20 protein-coding genes and 2 pseudogenes are annotated in these 22667 nt (G+C 41.7%); 11 read left to right on the top strand and 11 right to left on the bottom strand.

What is annotated here, in order from left to right; genetic code table 11:
* Positions 1–302: 302 nt before the first annotated feature.
* Positions 303–578, top strand: a complete 276-nt coding sequence (locus IM322_RS13850; RefSeq protein ID WP_002768833.1) for a hypothetical protein — start codon at positions 303–305, stop codon at positions 576–578.
* A 251-nt stretch (positions 579–829) separates the two neighbouring features.
* On the opposite strand, the gene IM322_RS13845 is transcribed toward IM322_RS13850, so the two are convergent.
* Positions 830–1987, bottom strand: a complete 1158-nt coding sequence (locus IM322_RS13845) for an NAD(P)/FAD-dependent oxidoreductase (protein ID WP_287674904.1) — start codon at positions 1985–1987, stop codon at positions 830–832.
* A 108-nt stretch (positions 1988–2095) separates the two neighbouring features.
* Between IM322_RS13845 and IM322_RS13840 the strand changes: the two genes are divergently transcribed.
* Positions 2096–2737 (top strand): Uma2 family endonuclease, encoded by a 642-nt coding sequence (locus tag IM322_RS13840; RefSeq protein ID WP_287674901.1) that lies wholly within the window; start codon positions 2096–2098, stop codon positions 2735–2737.
* A gap of 3 nt (positions 2738–2740) precedes the next feature.
* Here the strand turns inward: IM322_RS13840 and recN are convergent, their stop codons facing one another.
* The 3 genes from recN to IM322_RS13825 form a co-directional block, all read right to left on the bottom strand.
* Entirely contained in the window at positions 2741–4468 is a 1728-nt protein-coding gene (gene recN / locus IM322_RS13835; RefSeq protein WP_287077349.1) for a DNA repair protein RecN, read from the bottom strand.
* Positions 4469–4518: 50 nt separating this feature from the next.
* Positions 4519–5199, bottom strand: coding sequence for a two-component system response regulator RppA (gene rppA / locus IM322_RS13830; RefSeq protein WP_287077351.1), 681 nt, complete (start codon positions 5197–5199; stop codon positions 4519–4521).
* 103 nt (positions 5200–5302) lie between these two features.
* The gene (locus tag IM322_RS13825; protein ID WP_287674895.1) at positions 5303–6361 is read right to left on the bottom strand and encodes a DUF2157 domain-containing protein; all 1059 of its coding nucleotides are present in this window, start codon (positions 6359–6361) and stop codon (positions 5303–5305) included.
* Between the two features lie 336 nt (positions 6362–6697).
* Here IM322_RS13825 and IM322_RS13820 point away from each other — a divergent pair, with 336 nt between their 5' ends.
* From IM322_RS13820 to IM322_RS13810, 3 genes are all read left to right on the top strand, one after another.
* Complete coding sequence (locus IM322_RS13820) at positions 6698–7168, top strand: DUF29 domain-containing protein (RefSeq protein WP_286826593.1); 471 nt, start codon at positions 6698–6700, stop codon at positions 7166–7168.
* Positions 7169–7801: 633 nt separating this feature from the next.
* Positions 7802–8242, top strand: coding sequence for a Fur family transcriptional regulator (locus tag IM322_RS13815; protein ID WP_286826592.1), 441 nt, complete (start codon positions 7802–7804; stop codon positions 8240–8242).
* A 58-nt stretch (positions 8243–8300) separates the two neighbouring features.
* Positions 8301–9947, top strand: a complete 1647-nt coding sequence (locus IM322_RS13810) for a DUF3685 domain-containing protein (protein WP_287674892.1) — start codon at positions 8301–8303, stop codon at positions 9945–9947.
* Positions 9948–10000: 53 nt separating this feature from the next.
* Here IM322_RS13810 and lysS read toward each other — a convergent pair whose 3' ends face one another.
* Together lysS and IM322_RS13800 are read right to left on the bottom strand one after the other, a co-directional pair.
* On the bottom strand, positions 10001–11722 hold the full coding sequence (gene lysS, locus IM322_RS13805) for a lysine--tRNA ligase (protein WP_287674888.1): 1722 nt from the start codon (positions 11720–11722) through the stop codon (positions 10001–10003).
* Between the two features lie 145 nt (positions 11723–11867).
* On the bottom strand, positions 11868–12437 hold the full coding sequence (locus IM322_RS13800; RefSeq protein ID WP_287674886.1) for a TIGR04376 family protein: 570 nt from the start codon (positions 12435–12437) through the stop codon (positions 11868–11870).
* A gap of 430 nt (positions 12438–12867) precedes the next feature.
* Between IM322_RS13800 and IM322_RS13795 the strand changes: the two genes are divergently transcribed.
* The 4 genes and pseudogenes from IM322_RS13795 to IM322_RS13780 form a co-directional block, all read left to right on the top strand.
* Positions 12868–13782 (top strand): alpha/beta fold hydrolase, encoded by a 915-nt coding sequence (locus IM322_RS13795; protein ID WP_287075658.1) that lies wholly within the window; start codon positions 12868–12870, stop codon positions 13780–13782.
* A gap of 34 nt (positions 13783–13816) precedes the next feature.
* Positions 13817–15037 carry a (E)-4-hydroxy-3-methylbut-2-enyl-diphosphate synthase gene (gene ispG / locus IM322_RS13790; protein WP_287674883.1) on the top strand — a complete coding sequence of 407 codons (1221 nt, stop codon included), beginning with the start codon at positions 13817–13819 and terminating at the stop codon, positions 15035–15037.
* Positions 15038–15128: 91 nt separating this feature from the next.
* Complete coding sequence (hisC, locus tag IM322_RS13785) at positions 15129–16175, top strand: histidinol-phosphate transaminase (RefSeq protein ID WP_287674881.1); 1047 nt, start codon at positions 15129–15131, stop codon at positions 16173–16175.
* 101 nt (positions 16176–16276) lie between these two features.
* Positions 16277–16537, top strand: a pseudogene (locus IM322_RS13780) (winged helix-turn-helix domain-containing protein); the annotation flags it as partial.
* Positions 16538–16723: 186 nt separating this feature from the next.
* On the opposite strand, the gene truB reads toward IM322_RS13780, so the two are convergent.
* The 3 genes from truB to IM322_RS13765 all read right to left on the bottom strand — a co-directional run bounded on the left by truB (position 16724) and on the right by IM322_RS13765 (position 20506).
* Entirely contained in the window at positions 16724–17605 is an 882-nt protein-coding gene (truB, locus tag IM322_RS13775; RefSeq protein WP_286826584.1) for a tRNA pseudouridine(55) synthase TruB, read from the bottom strand.
* Positions 17606–17785: 180 nt separating this feature from the next.
* Complete coding sequence (gene tsaD, locus IM322_RS13770; protein ID WP_287674877.1) at positions 17786–18829, bottom strand: tRNA (adenosine(37)-N6)-threonylcarbamoyltransferase complex transferase subunit TsaD; 1044 nt, start codon at positions 18827–18829, stop codon at positions 17786–17788.
* A 105-nt stretch (positions 18830–18934) separates the two neighbouring features.
* On the bottom strand, positions 18935–20506 hold the full coding sequence (locus tag IM322_RS13765) for a hydantoinase B/oxoprolinase family protein (RefSeq protein WP_287674875.1): 1572 nt from the start codon (positions 20504–20506) through the stop codon (positions 18935–18937).
* Between the two features lie 219 nt (positions 20507–20725).
* Between IM322_RS13765 and IM322_RS13760 the strand changes: the two genes are divergently transcribed.
* Positions 20726–20908, top strand: a complete 183-nt coding sequence (locus IM322_RS13760; protein ID WP_002763844.1) for a hypothetical protein — start codon at positions 20726–20728, stop codon at positions 20906–20908.
* Here the strand turns inward: IM322_RS13760 and IM322_RS13755 are convergent, their stop codons facing one another.
* Both IM322_RS13755 and IM322_RS23370 read right to left on the bottom strand, forming a co-directional pair.
* Positions 20909–21364 (bottom strand): response regulator, encoded by a 456-nt coding sequence (locus IM322_RS13755; protein ID WP_287674873.1) that lies wholly within the window; start codon positions 21362–21364, stop codon positions 20909–20911.
* Positions 21365–21957: 593 nt separating this feature from the next.
* Positions 21958–22185, bottom strand: a complete 228-nt coding sequence (locus tag IM322_RS23370) for a transposase (protein WP_353737515.1) — start codon at positions 22183–22185, stop codon at positions 21958–21960.
* Positions 22186–22289: 104 nt separating this feature from the next.
* On the opposite strand from IM322_RS23370, the pseudogene IM322_RS13750 reads away from it, so the two are divergent.
* Positions 22290–22667 (top strand): annotated as a pseudogene (locus IM322_RS13750) (IS4 family transposase); the annotation flags it as partial.

The raw sequence follows: 22667 nt of genomic DNA, 5'->3' as shown, positions 1-22667 counted from the left end.
TTTTTCTGGGGAAAAAGGCTAGTCCAATTTTATAGCAGCTATCAGTTATCAGTGATCAGTGATCAGTGATCAGTTATCAGTGATCAGTTATCACTTTCCCTGATTTACTTACTATATTTTGTGTTTTTTGTCAAGAGGTTTTTAGGGTTTTAGTAAAGATGTGACGGTAAAATTCGAGAAGATAGGACTGTTTTGATGACAGCTATTATTGATAGAATCAATAGAATAACGAGAGGAAAGCTTGATTGTTTGCCTCAACCGACAATTTTTAATTGTTAATAAACTTTGACCAGACCCTAACTATGAATGAACCACCTAATAGCGCTGGCGATGAAATCCAATTACCCCGGGGAGAAAGAGTTGACCAGCTAAGAAATCTCATCGAAACCCTACGCATTGCCGATGAAGTGGCCAATCGAGGTTATTTGATTACCAGCGCCGAAGTGGCCGATTTAATGGATATTAATCCAGGGGCCGTTACCAGTCGAGGCGACCATTGGCCGTGGCGAAATTGGGTAATCTCCCGGGTCAGACGCGAGGGAAACCAAATTCTTTGGCAGTTGGAAAAAGTCGATTAGAATTAATTGCAATCATCAGTTAATTTCTCTCTTGACTTTTGTAAATTAGTAATTAGGGTTTGCTGAATAAATCTAAAAACCTTGTTGGGTAAGACTTTTAGACTTTTTGATTGACAAAAAGTCCCAGATCTGGGAGGGATCGGGGGGAAAATTCAGGGACTTTTTCCCTGAAAATTAGGTAATTTACCAGATGAAAATGGGTAAAAACCTACACCCCACACCCCACACCCCACACCCCACGAAAAACTTTTTCAGCAAACCCTAATTATCTCGTCAATTTCCCCCAGCAGATGACGCGCGAAACGTCGGGCCAAGGGCGGAGCCGATACAAGTGTACTAGTAAAGCCAGAAAATACCTGCAATCCCACTTTATCGGCGATCGCTCCCACTAGAGGCCGTCCCGAGGGGGCAAAGGCCACTAGGCAATGATGACAGCTTCCGGGGAGAGAGGCTAAAGAGGGCAGCAATGTCCCCACGGCGGCGCGTATTGCTTTTTCCCCCGCCAGAGGGTTTAAAATCCCGCTAGGATCGGTGATAATGGCGCTAATTTGCCCTAGATAAAGGCTTTGATCCCGGAATTGTACCGCCCCCGTTTCTAAAACACTGGTAATTATTTCTGGGGTTTCTCTCTGCCAAATGCCCGGATTTTCTAGTTGGGTAATTTTTTGCTCTAATACCAATCTAGCAGGAATTGCGGGCATAACTAGGGTGTTTAATTTGATCTCAGTGGGGGGAATTTTGATCACCTGGGCATGGGTAAAATAGACGGAAGCAGTAATACCAGATTTTTGCAGTAAAGACCGGGTTAATCCCCCCGCACAAACGATAGTTTCCCCGGCATAATAATTATTTTTAGGAGTTTTTACGCCGGTAATTCTCGATGCAGTTTCAATTAATTCGATGACAGCTTCCCGAATAATCGTGCCTCCCAGACGCAGAAAAGCTTGTTGATAGGCAAGATTAGTTTTTTCGGCATTGATGTGACCGTGGGGCAGTCGTAAAACTCCCGAAATAGCTGCGGGATTTAATAGAGGTTCTAAAGCGATCGCTGCTTGCGGATCGAGAATTTCGGGAGTAATAGCAAAGATAGCAAATTTTTCGGCCACAGTGGCCGGATCATCTTCGGGGTTGACGGTGAGAATTAGATCTATGTCCCGGTATTCGTTATCTATGCCCAATTCCTGCGATAAATTGCGCTGAATTTCTCGACCTTCTTGATATAATTTTCTCTGGATTTCTGTGGTGGCCGACCAATAGGCTAAACCCCCGTAACTGTAGAAAGTGGCGTTGAGGAGATGGGTTTCTTTTTCTAATAAGAGGACTCGACTGCCTAGGTTAGCTAGTTCATAGCTTAAGGCGGAACCGGTGATACCACCACCGATAATTATATAATCATAAGTTGTGGTCATAATTGGGCTAATTTTTACTTAATTAATCTATTCTATCATTTCCTAGTTTCTGATTTGATCAATAATTGCTATAATTACAGAAAAAGTTCAAAGCGGGATAGGATAACTATGCAACAGCTAGAAACTAGGGGGATAACTGACTCATGGATTAAAGGTAGTTGGGAAGAATACTTAGCAGCAATTAACAACTTCCCAGAAAATCAAGGAAAAAGTTATTATTACAATGGCTATTATCGATTAGAAATGACTCCCATCGGATTTGAACACGCTAGAGATCATCACGTTGTCTTTTTGGGGGTGAGTCTCTACGCTATCCTCAAAGAAATTCCTTTTCAAGGACTCCCTACTTGTTCTTATCGCAAAAGAGGAATTAGAGAAGTGCAGCCAGATATATCTTACTATCTAGGAGAGAAAGCGAATCTGATACCAAGTGCTACTTCGATTATTGATTTAAATCAGTATCCTCCACCAGATTTAGTCATTGAAATTTCAAAATCTACCCTCAATGATGACTTAGGCAATAAACGCTTACTCTATGAAGAATTAGGGGTTAGTGAATACTGGAGTGTTAAGGTAGATGATCCTCAAATATTTGCTTTTGAAATAATCGATCGAGGTAGCAAAAGAATTGATATATCAAAGGTTTTACCTAATTTAAAACTCGCGGTTTTAGAGTCAGCTTTACAACAGGCGCGCACCAGAGATCAAAGTCAGGTGGGACGTTGGTTAATCAGTCAATTTCAAGGTTAAATCTTACTGTTTTTTGGCAGCCGCTTTCTCCAATAAAGACTCGGCAAAAGCGAGGGCATCTGCTGCCGAATTTCCTCCCGTTAATTGTGCCAATTCTTCCCTTCTCGTCTGACGATTATCGAGAGAAGTAACCCGGACAACCGTGCGAATTTCCGAGAGATTAGTGGGATTATCTTCGGCAATCATTTGTTTATAAACTCGAAAATGGTGATCAGCTAAAGCAGCCACTAAGGGTTGATGAGTAACGCACAAAACTTGATATTGTTGACCTAATTGATCTAATTTATCGGCAATTGCCTGGGCAACTTTTCCCGATACTCCCGCATCAATTTCATCAAAAATTAGGGTTGCCGCTGCCGATTGGGATTGGGAAAAACAGGACTTTAACGCTAGGAGAAAACGACTCATTTCTCCTCCAGAAGCAGTACTGGATAAAGGTTGGATTTTTTCCCCCGGATTGGGACTAAAATAAAATACCACTTGATCGACTCCCAGACTGCTAGGATTACCCGGGGCAATCCGACAGACAAAAATCACCTTTTCCATGGCTAAAGGTTTTAATTCCTGTACCAATTGTTTTTCTAGTTGACTAGCGGTTTCTTGTCGCAAAAAGGTCAACTGGGTGCTAGTTTCTCGATAGATTTTTTCCTGTTGCTGACAAATTTTTTCTAATTCTTCAATCGATTGTCCTTCTCCCGTCAACTCCGCTAATTCTTGCTGTAATTTCTGATAATAATCGATCGCTTCGGCTAAACTTGGGCCATACTTGCGACAAATGCGCTTAAGTTGGACAATTCTCTCTTCTATCTCGTTCAATCTCTCGGGATCTGCTTCTAGACTATCCCCATAGACGTTGATTTCCTGTCCCGCTTCCACCACCTGATTTAATGCCGATCGCACCATCTCTAAAATTGGCTCTAAACTTCTATCATAAACCATCATATTTGTCAAGATATTTTCAGCTTTTCCTAACAAATCAGCGACGGCGGGTTGATCGCGATCATTTTGGTAGAGTAGTTGATAGACTTGATAGCTGGAATTTTGCAAATCGACACCGTGGGAGAGTCGGTTTCTTTCCTGTTCCAACTGTTCCAACTCGTCAGCGTCAGTTAAATTGGCTGATTCTAGTTCTTTTAGTTGATATTCTAATAAATCTAATCTTTGTAGGCGATTTTGTTCCGATTGCAATCTATTATTTAAAATATTCTTGCTTTCTTGCCAGTTAAGGTAGGCTGTCGCTACTTTTTCCCGCTGCCGCAGCAGCGATTCACCCCCGTAGAGATCTAATAATTCTCTCTGTCGATTAGCGTCCATTAACTGAACTGTTTGACCTTGAGCGGTGATTTCTACCAAAAAATCTCTTATTTGCGCCATTTGTTGGCGATTAGAGACGACTCCGTTAATCCGAGAACGAGAACGCAAGGAATTATTAGTAATCACTAATTCCCGGCTGATTGTTAGACTATTATCCTCTAATAGGTCAATTTCCTGACTTTCTAGCCAAGCAATTAATTCTGGAGTTAGAGAAAAAGTCGCTTCTAGGGTTGATTGTTGGCTTCCCTGACGGATGACGCGATGATTGACTTTACCACCGAGAACAATATCGATCGCGTCTAATATAATCGATTTTCCTGCCCCCGTCTCACCGGTCAGTACATTTAATCCGCTGCCGAAAGTTAATTCTAAGCGATCGATGAGGGTAAAATTTTCAATTTGTAGGCAGGATAACATATATCAGTAATCAGTAATCAGTTGGTATTCTCATTATCTTTCAGCATTCCCTAATTTTCCCCGAAACGGTAGCCCTTCCCATAGACAGTATTAATTAGAGGTGTTTCTCCGTCCGCTTCGATTTTACGACGCAGCAAGCGCATCAGGGCAGGAACCACGTTACTATTAGGTTGCTCTCCTTCTGACCAGAGATGCTGATAAATTTGTTCATGGGTGAGAAGTTGACCCGGATGGGTCATAAATAAAGTCAACAATTGTACTTCTTTGACTGATAAACTAATCGTGCGACCGTGACGATAGGCCACTTGATTTTCGCTATCGAGTTCCAAATCAGCAGATTTTAATTTACCGCTATTACTAGCTTCAAAATTGGGAGAACGACGCAATAAAGCGCGGACTCTCGCTAATAATTCTCGCAGTTGAAAGGGTTTGACTAAATAATCATCAGCACCGGCATCTAATCCCGCCACTCGATCGTCTATGGTATCCTTAGCGGTTAGAAATAAAACGGGAGTGGTGTCCCCTTGATTGCGTAAATATTGACAGATTTGTAATCCGGATTGCTGGGGTAACATCCAATCGAGAATTAAGAGGTCATAATTATTCTGTTGGGCCAATTCTAACCCCGTCCGACCATTATTAGCAATATCAACGTCATAGCCTTCTTGAGCAAGAATTTGTTCTAAGGGTTCGGTTAATTCTTTTTCATCGTCAACGATAAGTATTTTCATAAAAGTAAAAAAGATGGTGTTGGGTGTTGGGGTGTTGGGGTTTTGGTTTTTTTTAGTTGAATCTCCCCATATCCCCATGTCCCCATATCCCCATTTCTCCTAATTATCTATCTTTGGGTAATAAATTGCGCCATTCGAGAGGGATATAACTTTCAATAAATCTAGCCAGGGTTGGGTAATGACGCTGATACAAAACTCCCATATAGATAATACCAAGTCCCAAGACGGTTAGAGCAAAGGGAAAGAAAATTGAATCGGCAAAGAGACGATAGGAGAGATAGGAAAGATAGGCAAATACTCCGATACCTCCGAAAACCACAAATAATCTTCTTTTTAGCAGGACGGATAATAACATCAATCCCAAGTTAATTAGACAGTACAAAAATCGTTGTGCTTCATTATCATCGATGAGGAGAGATAGACTAAACCAAAACATAATTAATCCGAATAGGTATAGCCAAAAAGCAAAATCTCCCCGACTGCGACGCTGACGTACATCAATTAAATAGGCAGTTATTAAACAGGCAATTCCAAACCAAAAGGATACCCACATTCGCAGTCTCCATGTGTATTCGTTCTCTCCAAATAGTAAAGGAGTTAAGTCCATTGACATATACCACAGACTAAAAGCGATCGGTGCAGTTAAAAAAGGAAATTTAACAAATCTCAAGGTTATTAATCCTGCGATAATCGTGCCTAATTCCATTAAAAACCAACTACCTTTAATCCATATATGGAAATCTCGATAGATGCCAGGATCGACCGCTTGCCAGTATCCTGTCCAGCGTTGTAAACCGTAGATTGCTAAGGGAGTCATTGCCACTGCCATGGTAAATAAAAGGCCGCCGGGGATTTTGAGATTTTGCTGAAAATAGAGATTTTTTCCCGTAAAAATAAAACAAATTGCATAAAACAGGGCGATAAAAAATAGGCCCGCACCGCCGAAACTCTCCCAAGCTTCGTTCATAAACCACCCCAGGGCGGAAATAACAATTAATGCCCCAAAATAATAGGACACATTGGCAAAATTAAAACGAGGGCGATTAACTTCATCTTCTTGGGGATAACGGGATAAAAAAGCCGTCCATAAATTTTCAGCTTGGCTGGCAGTAATTAGGTTTTGTTGTACCGCCCAATCAAAATCTTCTCTTTCTAGTCTCATAATATTCTCTAGTCCTTAAGCTAAGATGTATTTTAACCGCCTATCTCTTTACTGTTGCAAGAGTGCCTCTTACCTGTTAAATGCTTAATTAACAGCTTATCCTAAGGATAAGGGAATAGTGAATAGGTGCAAATGTTAAATCCTGTAATAAAACTTAAGTAGGTAGGCGTTAAAAATTATCAGATACCCCCCTTATCAAGGGGGGCAGGGGGGATCGAACCTAAAATCCATTTTTAATTTAATTATAACCAGCTACTTAACATTTACCGCTAGAAACATCCGAAATCTGCAAAATAGAGTATAATTCAGTCTAGATTAACTATTATCGAAGCAATTATGATAACTAAATCAGAACTCTATGAACAAGATTTTCAATTATGGCTGATAACAACAATAGGTCAGTTGGAACAAGGAGATTTTCAGGCATTAGATGTATCTCATTTAGTTGAGGAGTTGAAAGAATTGGGTAAATCAGATAAAAATGCCTTGGAAGGAAATTTAATGATTTTGCTGGCTCATTTACTGAAATTACAAGTACAATCCTCCGCTCCTGAAAGCATGAAATCTAGCTGGTATAGCTCCATTGTCGAACATAGGGAACGAGTTATCGCCTTACTAGAAAACACCCCTTCTTTGAAATCTCATGTAGCAATCGCCATCGATAAAACCTATCCTAAAGGTCGTAAAATTGCCATCAAGGAAAGTAAATTGGCTGACTTTGGCATTGCGATTCCTCCAGAGGAAGCATATCCCTTAGACTGCCCTTTTTCCTTAGAACAAATTCTTGACGAAGATTTCTATGGCTGATAATTCAAAATGCTGCTAAAAAGTCTTCAAATCTCAAAAACTGGGAAGCTATACAAGTCACATCTGTCTCCCGATACTAACCGATTCGACTGACCTTAAATAGAGCTTACAAGCTTTTTTGCCCAACCCTAGTTAATCAGCCTTCACGCATAAGTAAAAATTATAAAGTTAAGATAAACAATTAAAATATTTAAATATTTTAGGCGATTAGTTAAATGTAACAAGTAAGTTACAAGGAGAGTGTTTTTCCTGAATTTGCCAAAATTTGGCTGAAAATCGGGGTTGCCTACATTTACTAATATGGTATGATCGTGGTATGCTGTGGGCTTAGTTTAAGCATTAAGCCTCAAATCAACGGAAAACCGAGACAATCAGGGGACTACATTGATCCTCTTGCCCAAAAAAAGCCCATAAGGATAACATTTTTTTTTGTAGCAATTTTTTAAGTTTTGTAAAGGCTATTGACTTAGAACCAGAATTGTGTAATGTGGATCGAGAAATAGTCTTGAGTATTGACAAAAAAAACCCTTACCTGTAGGTAAGGGGGTTGGGGGGACAATGTGGACATCGATCGAAAGACTAAGCTAAACTGGTAATGAGTATGTATTAGGGCGGAGGTCAAGGGAAACAACAATGGACAATGTGGAGGTAAAACAAAAACCGATCCGCTGTTTAGAAGATGCGATCGAAAGGTGTCAAACATTAGGAATGCGGGTTAGTCGTCAGCGTCGCTATATTTTAGAATTGCTATGGCAAGCGCGGGAACACCTATCAGCGCGAGAAATTTATGATCGTCTCAATCTGCAAGGAAAGAACATCGGTCATACCTCAGTGTACCAAAACCTAGAGGCCCTATCCGGTCAGGGCATTATCGAATCTGTGGAACGCTGGGACGGCAGACTCTACGGTAACATCAGCGATTCCCACAGTCACGTCAATTGTCTGGACAGTCAACAAATAATCGATGTGCATATCGAACTTCCCCCGGAATTAATTAAACAGATCGAGGAATCGACAGGGGTAAAAATTACCGATTATCGCATCGATTTCTATGGCTATAAACAAAACAAATGAGCCAGATAACTGTATAATTGCCCCTGTGAATAGTCTCCGTTGACAGACGGCAACTCTTGTGATCGATCGCCCTCTCACCCTAATTATCATCGATAATGACCCGATTTTTCGCTTGGGTCTGGTGCAGGCCTTGTCGCAGATAGAAAATATTACTATCGTCACCGAAGGGGATTTAGAAACAATTTTCGCTTTGACTCTTAATCCGGCCCCCGAAATTATCCTTATCGATCCTCTTTTTGATTGGTCTTACTGTGAAATTCTCCACTCTCGCTATCCTGAAAGTAAAATTGTTTTATTAACCTTTCCTCTCGATTCCAGACAGCAACTAATCGCCAGAGAATTAGGCATAGCCGGTTATATTCCCAAAGGCACAAACCTAGAGCAATTTATCACTATTTTAGGGCAAATTTCCCGGGATGAAACCCACGATGTCGCCCCTTCCCCTCTCACCATTGCTACTCGTCCAAGTTTAGCCCCTAGCCATTGGTTAATCACTGCTGGAAAAACGGGATTAAATCGCATCGAAAGTGAATTACATTTAATTGATCTCCACCTCAATCAACAGTCTTTATCTGGCTTTGATCGCTTTTACTGGCAGGGGAGAAAACGAGAACTTTTAGCGGCTCTATGGCTAGTGAGAAAACTAATTCCTCTCGAAGGTAGTTATTACAATTCAGCTTCAGTCACACCCCCGGTAATAATTAACAATATCGATCGGGAATTACCAATTTTAAGCCGCGAGCGTCCCCTCTGTGTTTCGGCAGTTTTTGAATCGACTTTAGCGGTCATTCGATCGCCTTTAATTAATAGAACCAAGATAAGTTTTGAAATTGATGTTTTACAGGATAATCGGCAACGGGAACTATTGTATTTAGGTCTCGATGAAATTCGCAAAAACGTCGATGAAATGAGATATTTACAGATTAGCAGCGGGGAATTAACCAGTCGCTTAAATCTGATTATTTACGATATCTGGGAGAAAGTTACCCGTAAATTTTTAGAAATTAATGCCTCGGTTTCTGACGAAATTAGTAAAAGTAGGCTTAACGAAATTATTCTGGAAGAAAGAGAGGCAATTCAAACAGAAATCCTCAATAAAATTCCTTTTACTCTTGACTTATTTTCCTATTTATTGTACGAAAATAGTTTAACTATTGACGGAGTAGAATACCGGGCTAATGCTCCTGAAACCATCGCCAGAGCCGAAATTCTGCTGCAAAATCTCATTCATAATATTGCCAATGCAGTGACAGTAATTATTCTCAATAACTTCTCGGAATCGGAAAGAGTCAAACAAAAACTTTACCGTTCAGAATTTCTCATCGCCAGAAAATTAGCTAAAATCCGCAATGAATTATCTTGGAAATACCGACGGAAAAAATATTGGCAAGAACCCAAAGATATCTTTGAAAGTCAATATCAATTATTTCACTATAGCGAGGGACAAATCAAATCTCTAGCCATTTATTCCCCCCGACAGGAAGAATTAAATAGTTTAACAGGCATACCCTGGTTAGTTTCGATCGCCTTAGAATTAAGAGACTCTTTATCTCCGCGTTTACGCGCTTTTTTTCGGGTGGTGGGTAAGGGAGTAGTCTATATTCTTATCCAAGTTATCGGTCGCGGTATTGGGTTAGTAATTCGCGGGGTTTTACAGGGAGTCGGTAACACTTGGCAGGAAGTCAAAGGTAAAAAGGAATTATGAATTATAACTGATAACTGATAACTGATAACTGATAACTGAAGTAGTCCTAACTTTTACAATTCCTTATCAAAACTGTATTTATCGCGAATTTGTCCGACAAAAAACTGTCCTTTCGATGGTGCAGACTGAAAATCTTTATATACTGCCAAAGGTAGATCATGATAAAGATAGATACCACCGTGATTAAATTCCACTTTCAGAATTTTTTTTTCCTGATCGTAGTCAAAAGATTTAATCGCTGTACTTTGACTTTTTAATAAGGGGAAAGCAATCACATCGCGAATACTGGCAGAATCGGTTAATAACATGATCAGGCGATCGATGCCAATTCCTAGGCCTCCCGTGGGGGGCATTCCGTATTCTAAAGCGGTTAAAAAGTCCTCATCAACTCCCTGCGCTTCCAAATCTCCAGCCGCTTTTTTGAGTGCCTGTGCTTCTAATCTTTGCCGTTGATCGATGGGATCGGTTAACTCAGAAAAACTATTAGCTAATTCCCGTCCAACCACATATAATTCAAATCTTTCTACGAGGTCAGTTTTTGAGCGATGGGGTTTAGCTAAAGGCGAAATTTCCACGGGGAAATCTAGCACAAAAGTGGGCTGTATTAGGGTTTCTTCGACTTTTTGTTCAAAAGCTTCATTTAGGAGCTTACCGATGGTTTTACAGTCCTCTGGAACGCCAATGCTGGCATTTTCTGCGGCAATACGAGCCGAATCGAAATCATCAAAACTATTAAAGTCAACCCCGGTTATTTCTTGGACTAATTCGTGCATGGTCACTCGTCGCCAAGGAGGAGTTAGGTCAATTTCCGTGTCTTGATAGGTGATTTTCAGCGTACCTAAAACATCTTGTGCGGCCTTAACGATAATGTTTTCGGTTAACTCCATCATGTCATAATAATCGGCGTAGGCCTGATAGATTTCGATGGAAGTAAACTCAGGGTTGTGTTTAGTAGAAACCCCTTCATTGCGAAAAATCCTGCCTAACTCGAAGACTTTTTCAAAACCACCCACTATTAATCTTTTTAGATGTAACTCGGTGGCAATGCGGAGATATAACTCCATCTCCAGCGTATTATGATAGGTGATAAACGGTCTAGCATCGGCTCCTCCCGCTTCACTTTGTAGCACGGGAGTTTCAATTTCAATAAAACCTTCTTGGTCTAAATATCTGCGAATGGCAGCGGTAATTTGGGCGCGACGGCGAAAAGTTTGTCGCACTTCTGGATTAACAATTAAATCCACATATCTTTGTCGATAACGTTTTTCTACATCGGTTAAACCGTGCCATTTATCCGGGAGAGGTAAGAGGGATTTGGTGAGAATTTCGTACTCGTTTACATAGATAGATAATTCGCCGCGTTCTGTGCGTTTAATTGTGCCTTTTGCTCCTAAAATATCGCCCGTATCGGTCAGTTTAATCACAGTGTTAAAGGCATTCGGCACGGCGGCCATGGTTTCACTAATGCGTTTTTTATCGAGGTATAATTGAATCGTTCCCGTTTCATCTTGCAGGTTAAAAAAGGCTAGTTTACCCATAATTCTTCGGGCAATAATCCGACCAGCAATGGCTACTTCGACGCTAATTTCTTCCCCCGGGGCTAAGTCAGCGTACTGCTCCTGTAATTGTTGAGCGTGAGCGGTAGATTTCCACTGGTAAGCGTAGGGATTTAAGCCAGCTTTTTGCAATCCTGCCACTTTTTCTAAACGAGCAGCCCGGATTTCTTCGAGGGTAGAGGAGGGTTGATTTTCAGGATTTTGTGCTTGAGATGCCATCGTTTTCTAAGAGGAACAATTCTGGGGGATGGGGGATGGGGGATGGGGTTTTAGGGATTTCAGTTATCAGTGATCAGTTATCAGTTATCAGTTATCAGATGTGAGTTATCAGTTTACTGTTTACTGTTCACTGCTCACTGAAAAATTATCGTCCCATTTCTCGCTTTAATTTTTTCAATTCTTCTTCCATTTCCCATTCTTTAAATTTTAGATCGAGATTATCGTAGTTCGAGCGCTGATAGTCCGATTCTTGGGGTTGATCCCAAAAACTGGTTTCCCAGTCACGGGACTGATTTTTAGGGGATTTTTCGGCTTTAATTTGCACTTCTTGACGACGTTGTTGGACCTGTTGCAGTAACTCTTGGGATTGACTCAGACGTTTTTTCACCCCTTCCATCCGTCCCCAAAGTTGATTACCCTGACGAAATAGGGCCGCCTCGCGTTCACTAGCAGCCTTAACCAAGTCCTGCCGTCCAGCGGCCTTAGCCTTATCGATTCTAGCGTGCCAAGTTTGGATATCTTGGGCAGTGGCCAAAATTTGCTGTTCGAGACGTTGACGCTCATTTTCTAGGGCGCTAATCAGTTTAGCAGTATCGCGCTCCTGTTCGCGCAGTTGTTCCACCAGCGCCTGTAATTCTAACTGGGGATGACTTCTGAGAAATTCTTCCAGTTGGGTTTCAAGAAAGCGACTGACATCATCAAATAGATTGCCCATCGGTGCAATATCCTAAATTTTCAATTAAAGTCTAGGAGCGATTGATTTTAATCCCCCTCTTTTTAGCATAGGCTAGATCAACCCTAGGTTTAAATAGGGTTTGCGGCAAAAAGTTTTTCGGTGGGGGTAGGGTGTGGGGTGTGGGGTGTGGGGTGTGGGGTTTTACCGATTTTGAGGGGCTCAATTACCTAATTTTCAGGGAAAAAGTCCCGGAATTTTCCCCCTGAACACTCCCAGACGAGGCACTTTTGGATTTCAAAAAGGTCTAAAAGTCTTATCCAACAAGGTTTTTAGATTTATTCAGCAAGCTCTAAATATATTTGGAAAAAGTAGTACAAAAATGTTATTCGGCTGCGGGTCAGGGACGGGGAAACCAGTATAATAAAACTAGAGTAATATTTCCTGAAAACCTCTTAATTGTTTGACTTAAGTGACAACTTCACCAGCTTGGACAGAACGCATCGGTTATCAACGGGATTGGGTGTGGCGCGGTTGGCAAATTCGTTATAGTTTTATGCCGGCAAAAAACCCCCAAGATGCCGATAATCCCCCTTTAATTTTACTGCATGGATTTGGAGCGGCGATCGAACATTGGCGCCATAATATTCCTATTCTCAGCCAAAATCATCGAGTTTACGCAGTAGATTTATTAGGTTTTGGTGGTTCGCGCAAAGTACAGGTTCCCTATACCGTTAATCTCTGGGTGGAACAAATACACGATTTCTGGCAAACTGTTATTAACAGACCCGTGGTATTAGTGGGAAATTCGATCGGTTCTTTAGTTAGTATGGCCCTAGCGGGTAAATATCCGGAAATGGTAGCCGGATTAGTTATGCTCAGTTTACCCGATGTCAGCCGTCGGCGGGAAATGATCGCCGATTGGTTATTAAATATCGTCACTCCTATGGAAAAATTTTTCACTTCTCCTTGGCTATTAAAACCGATTTTTTACTATCTGCGTCGTCCGCAAGTCTTGAAAAAATGGGCAGGAATCGCCTACGAAGACAAGAAAGCAGTCAGCGAGGAATTAGTACAAATTATCGCCGCCCCAACCCTAGATGAGGGGGCAGCCGAGGCCTTTATTTCCCTAGCACAAGCTGTCAATCATCCCGAATATTGTCCACCAGCAAAGTTAATTTTACCACGCTTAGAAATCCCGATTTTATTGTGTTGGGGAAAGCAAGATCGGATGGTTCCCGTCCAGTTAGCCCAGGGTTTTGTCTCCCTTAATCCTAGGATTAAATATGTAGAATTTGAACAGGCCGGTCATTGTTTACAGGATGAATGTCCCGACCGTTTTAATCCAATTTTATTAGAGTGGCTAGAATCTGTTCCTGTTCTTTGAGAGAATAGGGAGAGTGATTGTTGGTGATAGTCCTATGCAAACCTTGGAATCGACGCTCAAACCTCCCGCAACTGCCTCCGAATTCGACACCACGATTCACCGACGCAAAACCCGTCCCGTCAAGGTAGGTAGCGTTACCATCGGTGGTGGTCATCCCGTGGTCGTGCAGTCGATGATTAACGAGGATACCCTTGATATAGATGGTTCCGTGGCCGGTATCCGTCGCCTCCATGAAGTCGGTTGTGAAATTGTCCGCGTCACCGTGCCGAGTCTGGCCCACGCCACCGCTTTGGCTAAAATTAGGGAAAAACTGCTGGCCACCTATCAACCCGTGCCGTTAGTAGCCGATGTGCATCACAACGGTATGAAAATCGCCCTAGAAGTGGCCAAGCACGTCGATAAAGTGCGAATTAACCCCGGTTTGTACGTTTTCGAGAAACCGAAAGCCGACCGCGGCGAGTATAGTCAAGCAGAATTTGATGAAATTGGCGAAAAAATTGCCGAAACCCTGAAACCTTTAGTGGTTTCCCTGCGAGATCAAGGTAAAGCGATGCGAATCGGCGTTAACCACGGTTCTCTAGCCGAAAGAATGCTCTTTACCTACGGCGACACCCCCGAAGGAATGGTACAGTCGGCTTTAGAATTTATCCGCATCTGCGAATCCCTCGATTTTCGCAATCTGGTCATTTCCCTAAAAGCTTCCCGCGTGCCGGTGATGGTGCCCGCCTATCGTCTCATGGTTAAGCGCATGGACGAGTTAGGTATGGATTATCCCCTACATTTGGGTGTTACTGAAGCAGGAGATGGGGAATACGGACGCATTAAATCCACTGCCGGGATTGCCACTCTGTTAGCGGACGGTATTGGTGATACGATTCGCGTTTCTCTGACGGAAGCTCCTGAAAAGGAAATTCCCGTCTGTTACAGCATTCTCCAGGCCCTGGGACTGCGGAAAACTATGGTCGAATACGTTGCCTGTCCTTCCTGTGGTCGCACTCTTTTTAATTTAGAAGATGTCCTGCAGCAAGTGCGCGCAGCGACTCAACACCTCACCGGACTCGATATCGCCGTTATGGGTTGTATTGTCAACGGACCGGGAGAAATGGCCGACGCAGACTATGGTTATGTGGGGAAACAGGCCGGTTATATCTCCCTTTATCGCGGTCGCGAGGAAATTAAACGCGTCCCCGAAAATGAAGGTGTAAGCGAGTTGATTAATTTAATTAAAGCCGATGGCCGTTGGGTAGAACCTTAATTAGTTTTACCTGTAGGGGTTGAACCTATTTCAACCCCTGATAATCAGCTATAATAAAAAGCTTGCTAGAAATTGCCGCCCCAGAGAGTTCATGCTACCTACACGCGATTGTGTTCGTCAAACCCCCGCCTACACTCCGGGAGAACAGCCCCAAACTGCGGGATTTACCAAACTTAACACCAATGAGAATCCCTATCCCCCACCGGCGGAAATTTTTGCCCACCTGCCAGAGCAATTAGAGAAAGTCCGACTCTATCCCGATCCTATCTCCAAAGAGTTACGGCAAACGGCGGCGGAATTATACGGCATAACAGCCGATCAGATAATCGCGGGTAATGGCTCCGATGATATCCTTAATATCGCCCTGCGAACTTTTGTTAACCCTTGCGAAAGCGTCGCTTTTTTAGATTTAACCTATTCTCTTTACGAGACAATTGCCCGGGTACACGGGGCAAATATTATCGAATTTCCCACTAATGATAAATTTGCATTGGAAGGACCGATTATTTGTCCAGAAGCGAAATTAATTTTTCTAGCTTCTCCTAATCCTCCCGTCGGTAAACATCTTGATCGCGACTATTTAGAAGCAACCTGTGCTAATGCCTCGGGATTGGTATTAATTGATGAAGCTTATGTGGATTTTAGTGATGACAATCATCTCGATTTTCTCTCCCGTTACGATAATGTCATTATTAGTCGCACTATGTCGAAAAGTTATAGTTTAGCGGGGTTAAGAGTCGGTTTCGGTTTTGCTTCCAGGGCCATTATCGAACAGATGGATAAGGTGCGTGATTCCTATAATTTAGATCGCATCGCTCAAACTTTAGCCACAGCAGCTTTAAAACACCATAATTATTTTGAGGAAGTTTGGCAAAAAGTCCGTCAAACACGCGGCCGTTTAATTACTTCTCTGCGCGAGTTGGGATTTATTGTTTTTGACTCGGAAGCTAATTTTATCCTCGCTTCTCCCCCCCAGATTAGTGCCAGTGAGTTATATAATCAACTCAAAGAGCGTCAGATATTAGTGCGATACTTTAAACATCCTCGCATTCAGAATTATGTGCGGATTTCGATCGGGACTGATGGGGAGATTGATCGCCTTTTATCTGCTATTCAAGAGATTATGGGAACAAATTAATCTCTATTTCCGTCAAGACTTTATTAGCACTTTAAACCCTAATAACTTATCGAAAAAAAGGCTAGATCGAGCGGAACAAAGCAGCGACAAACAATGGTCTAATGGCCTGTCGTTTCTCCCGATTACTAGCCTTGGCTATCAAGATTATTAGTCCGACAAAAGGACTAAATACTAGCGCACAAATTTTTGAACTTATGCAAGTTTATCCCCAAGGAATCACAGTTCAAGAATTGAGCAATCGCTTAAATCGTCCCGTTTCTATGCTCAATCTTTGTCTAAAATCTTTGGTCGCTTCTAAAAAAATCCTGGCCAGAAAAAATCATAATCAGTGGGTTTATACTGTTAATAATACTAAATCCTGTTTAAAAGGTATAGGAGAGTGGGAAGTGGGAAGTGGGAAGTGGGAAGTGGGGGGAAACAATCCATAACTGGGTTTTTAAAGATCGATTGGGAGTTAATCATACTATTAAAAACGGATTTGGTATAAAAAAGCTTAGTTTGTCCAGATAAGCATACTTAATATCTAGAAAAAGTGTTTATTATTAACCCTATTGCTGAATAACTATTTTAGGCTGTAGGTAGTATTCATCTTCTATAACAACTATCTCACCAATGCCGAGAAATTCAGCTTCTAAAGACTCCACAGCAACCAGAGAACCGAGTATAACATTTGTATCGGTGAGATTAATTTTTCTGCCGTGAAACCAATCGATAACTCTCTCTGGTGTGAAAGAAATCCAGTCTAGATGTGCCAAGGCAATGCGAGGCGAAATTAAACCCTCGGAATTAGCCATTAAAGCTTCCAGATTAATACTATCGGCCAACTGAAAACCACAGCTTTCCGTGCGAGTTAGACTGGCTAAAGTGCCACCCACAGCTAACACCTTCCCCAAATCTCTGGCCAGGGAACGAATATAAGTCCCCGATCCACAGTGAATATCTAGCTCTATTTGCGGAAATTCGCCCTCTAACCAGTCTAAAACCGTAATTTGGTCAATTTTGACCTGACGAGGCTCCACTGCGATTATTTCCCCTTTGCGCGCCAATTCGTAGAGACGACGACCATCCTTGTGAATAGCACTATACATCGGCGGAATCTGGGCAATATTGCCGATAAATTCCGCTAAATGGGGCTTAACTGCCTCTAAAGTTAAATCGGCACAGGGACAAGCAGCGATCGCTTTTCCCGTAATATCATCGGTATCGGTGCTGAGTCCTAACTGGATTTTTGCCCGATAAGCCTTATTTTCGGGTAAATAGGCCAGTAATCGGGTGGCAGCCCCGACGGCGATCGGTAAAACTCCCGTAGCCATAGGATCTAAAGTTCCCCCATGGCCGACTCGTTTAGTCTTAAGAATTTTTCGGACTTTGGCCACGCAATCGTGAGAAGTCCAATCGGGGGGTTTATTGAGATTTAAAAAGCCAAACATTTGATCAATTGTAGGGTGGACTTGTGCGACTATAGGTCAGACTAAATCCTGTTTAAAAGGTATAGGAGAGTGGGGAGCTTTTTTTCAGTGATCAGTAAACAGTAAACAGTAAACAGTGAACTGAAAACTCACATCTGATAACTGATCACTGATCACTGATCACTGATTCAAGACCGACGATTAGAAGCTAATATTATATAATTGCATAACTTCGCTTAAAGGTAAACGGGAACGAACACCGAGGGAAAGGTCAGAAAAATGACCAAGATCATAATGATCAACAGCAGCGCGAGCAATCATAGCGGCGTTATCGGTACAGAGTTTAAGCGGCGGAAAATAGACAGTTAAATGATGATTTTTGGCGGCAGTTTCCAGATGATTTCTTAAGGCACTATTGGCCGCCACTCCTCCCCCGATCGCAATAGTTTTTAAGCCATAATCTAAGGCACAATTGATTGTCCGACGGGTTAAACTTCTGGCTACCGTATCTTGAAAACTAGCGGCTATATCAGCTACAGGTAAATTATCTGGCTCGAATTTCTCTACTAAGCGCAAAACAGCAGTTTTTAAACCACTAAAACTGGAATCGTAGGCATGAAAACCGCCGGTTGGTAAAGATATTTTACCCTCAGGCAAGGGAAAAGCTTGCGGATTACCATCTTTAGCTATGCGATCGATTATCGGACCACCCGGATAACTTAAGTTTAATAATCGTGCCACTTTATCAAAAGCTTCTCCGGCTGCATCATCTCTAGTGGTTCCTAATTGTTGATATTTTCCGCAGGCCTGCACATGGATTAAACTGGTATGACCCCCAGAGACTAAAAGAGATAAAAAAGGAGGTTTAAGATCAGATTCAGCGAGATAGGAAGCATAGATATGACCTTCGAGATGATGAATGCCGATAAAGGGTTTATCGTGGACAATAGCCAGGGTTTTAGCCGCCGTCATTCCCACCATTAAAGCACCTACTAAACCGGGGGCAACTGTGGCGGCTATTCCATCAATTTCTGACCAATTTAACCCCGTTTCTTGCCAAGCTTTTTCTAGACAAAAATTAATGGTTTCTAGGTGTTGTCGGGAGGCCATTTCCGGCACAACACCGCCATAGAGACGATGGAGATCAATTTGAGAAGAAACCACACTACTCAACACCAGGTTATTGTTAACAATAGCCACAGCCGTTTCATCGCAACTGGTTTCGATCGCTAAGATAATTGTCATGAATTAATAAGTAATAGGACAAAATTAACTTTTTGGTTAGGATAGGCAAAAGGTAGTTAGATATGTGTAATTAATTTTGCTTAGGTACTTAATTAAAGTTATCGTTCAGCAATTTCCATAGCCACCACCGCCGGGGGTTTCAATAATAAAAATATCACCAAGGTTCATTTCTACAGTCGCAGTACCGGGCAATTCTTCGATAGTTCCATCGTTTCTTTCCACGGCATTACGTCCTATTTTACCAGCTTGTCCTCCCGCCAGTCCAAAGGGGGGAATCAGGCGATTACCCGACAGAATATTGGCGGTCATAGCCTCTTGAAATTTAATTCTTCTAATCACACCATCACCTCCAGAATATTGTCCCCTGCCGCCACTATCGGGGCGAATGCTAAAACTTTCTACTAACACAGGATAGCGCATTTCTAATACTTCTGGATCGGTGAGACGGGAATTAGTCATCTGGGTTTGCACGGCAGCGGTTCCCGCAAAATTTGTCCCCGCACCGGAACCGCCACAAATAGTCTCATAATATTGATATTCTTGATTGCCAAAAGTGAAATTATTCATCGTCCCTTGGCTGGCTGCTTGAATGCCTAAAGCACCGTATAAAGCATTAACTATTGCCTGGGAAGTTTCCACGTTTCCAGCTACCACGGCCGCCGGATAAACGGGATTAAGAAAACAGCCAGACGGGATAATTAAATGGAGGGGTTTGAAACAGCCAGCATTTAAAGGGATTGCCTCCTCCACAAGGGTACGAAAAACGTATAAAACCGCCGCTCTTGTCACTGCTAGGGGTGCATTAAAATTATTATTTAACTGGTCAGATGTGCCAGTAAAATCAATGGTTGCTTGACAATTATCAATATCTATGCTAATTCTGACCTTGATGACAGCACCGTTATCCAGATAATAAGTAAATTCACCATCTTTCAGGACAGATATAGCTTTTCTAACCGCTAATTCCGCATTATCTTGAACGAACTGTTGATAGGCTTTAACCATAGCTAATCCGTAGCGCTCAACCAGATTATGTAATTCTCTTTCCCCCTTGGCATTAGCGGCTATTTGTGCTTGAAAATCGGCAATATTTTGGGCGATATTGCGTGCGGGAAAAGGACTATTAGTTAAGTGATTAATTAATTCTTGTTCCCGAAACTGTCCCGCCGCTACCAGCAAAAAATTATCGAATAAAATTCCTTCTTCGCTAATATGAACAGAATGGGGAGGCATAGAACCGGGGGTAATTCCACCGATATCAGCTTGATGTCCCCGGGAGGCAAGATAAAATAATATTTCCTGATTTTGGCGGTCAAAAATAGGACTAATTACTGTGACATCCGGCAGGTGAGTACTGCCATTATAAGGATTATTAGCCAGATAAACATTCCCTGGACGAATCGTCTCCCCTTTATCCTGAATTAAGCTTTTGACACTATCGGACATAGAGCCTAAATGGACGGGAATATGAGGAGCATTGGCGATTAAATTTCCTACCTCATCAAAGATAGCACAGGAGAAGTCTAGGCGCTCTTTAATATTGACACTTGCTGCCGTATTTTGGAGAGTAATCCCCATTTCTTCGGCAATAAATTGATAGAGATTTTTAAAGATTTCTAGATAAATAGGATCGGCAACGGTAGTTATTTCTGTGCGGTGAGAATTGAGAGGGGACATAGGAAAGTCAGTTATCAGTTATCAGTTATCAGTTAGCTGTCTCTTGTCTTTTTTCTCCTCCTGTCTCGGAGTTTACTGTCTGCTCACCCAAGAGAAGATTTTTGATTTTTGCGGGAGCTCTAGTTACCAGTGATCACTGACTGTTCACTGTTCACCGATCACTGTTCACTGATATGGGCTGACTGATATATAATCGCAGTCAGTACCAGAGGGTGAATTATGGATAAAACCAGCTTGATCGATAAAGTGCAACAAATGGCCAATAAACGGGATTATTTACTGCAATTGCGCGATAAACCCGACATTGGGGGTCTGAGATTAGATGTTAATCAAGCTCTTGAGGAGTTGGATGAATTACTCGATGAGTTTCAAGCAACTTTTCCTGAAGAAAAACTTAGTTAACTATCCGACCCGACGGAATTGAGATTTGTCCGATTGTGCTAATTTTCCCAAGTCATCGATCGCTTTGATCAGATCTTGGGAAGATATATCTTTAGGGCAGTATAGATCAAAGGCTGTAGTTTGATTATTTTTTTCCATTGGAAGATTTGCCAAGGAACTATAGGCGATAATGCGGACATAAGGGTCGAATTGTTTGATCTGAATAGCGGCGCTCTGTCCATTTAAGACAGGCATCCGTACATCTAAAATAATTACATCTGGTTGATAAATTTTCGCCAATGCGATAGCCTGTTGACCATTAACAGCAATTCCCACCACCTGACAATGCGGCTGCTGGGAAATTAAAGTCTTGAGTACTAAACAAGTTAGCTCGTGATCTTCGGCAATTAAGACTTTAATTGGCTCTCTCGGCTTCATGATTATTTTCCTTTCCCTAGAGGTCTGACTTGTTATCATTGTAGATCCTGTTGATCTTTTGGACTTAACTTCACGACACTTCCCACTTCCCCACCTCCCCAATTCATAATTCATAATTCCCCCACTCCCTTCTCTCTTTTCCCTTCTCCCCAACTCCCACTCTGCAATAACTACTGGCAGCCAGAAATACGTTCGGTTCATATCATACTTTGTGCTTTTTGTCAAAAAAACTTTTTTTTTGCAATAAAACTACACAAAAAAAAGATCATCGTTGCCGGTGAAATTGACTAATTTACCTGTCTTAATTAGGATTACCTTGTAGGTGTGGCAAGGGTTTCAACCATTGCTGCCCAGAAAAGCACAGAGGAACCCATCGTGAAATTCAGTAAAATCGCTGTAACTATCATAACATCGTTGTTAAATAAAAATCTCTCTCAATTAATTTTTAAGAATTTGTAAATATTGCGGAATGTTAATTTAAATATTCTCAAGCTTTTGGAATTATTATATAAGTTTTGCTTATATACGTCCGAAAATAGAACTCCTGGAAAAATCCAACATCTACCATTGGGTTAGAATTCAGGAGTCAGGAGATTATTTTTATTTATTCTTCCCACTTCATAATTCATAATTCATAATTCCCCTTCTCCCAAGTGGTCTGAAAAGTTATCCCACATCAGCTGGCAAGAAGTTGATTTTAAGTTAGCGATTAGACTACTTAACAGCTTGTGAGGGGGGTAAGTCAGAAGGATATGGATATGGTCTGATTCTCCGTTAATCTCTATTATCTTCGCCTTCCATTTCTCGGCTATGTTTTGAAAAGCTATTCTCAAAAACTCCAGATGCTCTTTCTGAAACACCTTTCTACGCAGAAGTGTTGAACGTTGAGAAAAGTCAGACAAAAAATGCTATTATAGATAGAATCTAGACAACTTATTACCCTCACAATAGGGAGTTTGCCCTGATGACGAATTTCTCAAAACTCATAAAAGAGCTTCTCAAACCACTGCCTAAAAATGACTACCCCGCTTTAGATACTTTTACATTTTTGTCCTGTTGGATTTGTTTTGCTTTAGATAAAAGCATCGTCAGTATGAGGGACTTATGCAGTAGAATGGTACTTCAAGGAATTAATGTAAATTTATCCCCATTTTCTAAGGCAAGCAAAATTAGAGCAACAAGTCCGTTTGAGAAAGTCATTGTCGAATTAAATAAGCGTTTAGTTGCCAAAAAAGGAATAGAGAATGCGCGAGCTTTATTTCCTATTGACTCAACAATAATTAGCTTAACCAGTAAATTACTATGGTCCCAGGGATGGCATCAAGTAAAACTATTCTCTGGT

The organism is Microcystis sp. M109S1, from assembly GCF_020247025.1.
Taxonomy (GTDB): Bacteria; Cyanobacteriota; Cyanobacteriia; order Cyanobacteriales; family Microcystaceae; genus Microcystis.
The sequence above is the reverse complement of the archived record's forward strand: the minus strand, read 5'-3'. Positions and strand labels throughout refer to the sequence as shown.

What these genes read in the sequence shown, in the direction of transcription:
- hisC (WP_287674881.1), top strand. Translation starts at nt 15,129, where the DNA reads ATGCTACCTACACGCGATTGTGTTCGTCAAACCCCCGCCTACACTCCG.
- rppA (WP_287077351.1), bottom strand. Translation starts at nt 5,199, where the DNA reads ATGAAAATACTTATCGTTGACGATGAAAAAGAATTAACCGAACCCTTA.
- lysS (WP_287674888.1), bottom strand. Translation starts at nt 11,722, where the DNA reads ATGGCATCTCAAGCACAAAATCCTGAAAATCAACCCTCCTCTACCCTC.
- IM322_RS13825 (WP_287674895.1), bottom strand. Translation starts at nt 6,361, where the DNA reads ATGAGACTAGAAAGAGAAGATTTTGATTGGGCGGTACAACAAAACCTA.
- IM322_RS13760 (WP_002763844.1), top strand. Translation starts at nt 20,726, where the DNA reads ATGGATAAAACCAGCTTGATCGATAAAGTGCAACAAATGGCCAATAAA.
- truB (WP_286826584.1), bottom strand. Translation starts at nt 17,605, where the DNA reads ATGTTTGGCTTTTTAAATCTCAATAAACCCCCCGATTGGACTTCTCAC.
- IM322_RS13820 (WP_286826593.1), top strand. Translation starts at nt 6,698, where the DNA reads ATGATAACTAAATCAGAACTCTATGAACAAGATTTTCAATTATGGCTG.
- IM322_RS13755 (WP_287674873.1), bottom strand. Translation starts at nt 21,364, where the DNA reads ATGATAACAAGTCAGACCTCTAGGGAAAGGAAAATAATCATGAAGCCG.
- ispG (WP_287674883.1), top strand. Translation starts at nt 13,817, where the DNA reads ATGCAAACCTTGGAATCGACGCTCAAACCTCCCGCAACTGCCTCCGAA.
- IM322_RS13815 (WP_286826592.1), top strand. Translation starts at nt 7,802, where the DNA reads ATGGACAATGTGGAGGTAAAACAAAAACCGATCCGCTGTTTAGAAGAT.
- tsaD (WP_287674877.1), bottom strand. Translation starts at nt 18,829, where the DNA reads ATGACAATTATCTTAGCGATCGAAACCAGTTGCGATGAAACGGCTGTG.
- IM322_RS13800 (WP_287674886.1), bottom strand. Translation starts at nt 12,437, where the DNA reads ATGGGCAATCTATTTGATGATGTCAGTCGCTTTCTTGAAACCCAACTG.
- IM322_RS13840 (WP_287674901.1), top strand. Translation starts at nt 2,096, where the DNA reads ATGCAACAGCTAGAAACTAGGGGGATAACTGACTCATGGATTAAAGGT.
- IM322_RS13850 (WP_002768833.1), top strand. Translation starts at nt 303, where the DNA reads ATGAATGAACCACCTAATAGCGCTGGCGATGAAATCCAATTACCCCGG.
- recN (WP_287077349.1), bottom strand. Translation starts at nt 4,468, where the DNA reads ATGTTATCCTGCCTACAAATTGAAAATTTTACCCTCATCGATCGCTTA.
- IM322_RS13765 (WP_287674875.1), bottom strand. Translation starts at nt 20,506, where the DNA reads ATGTCCCCTCTCAATTCTCACCGCACAGAAATAACTACCGTTGCCGAT.
- IM322_RS13845 (WP_287674904.1), bottom strand. Translation starts at nt 1,987, where the DNA reads ATGACCACAACTTATGATTATATAATTATCGGTGGTGGTATCACCGGT.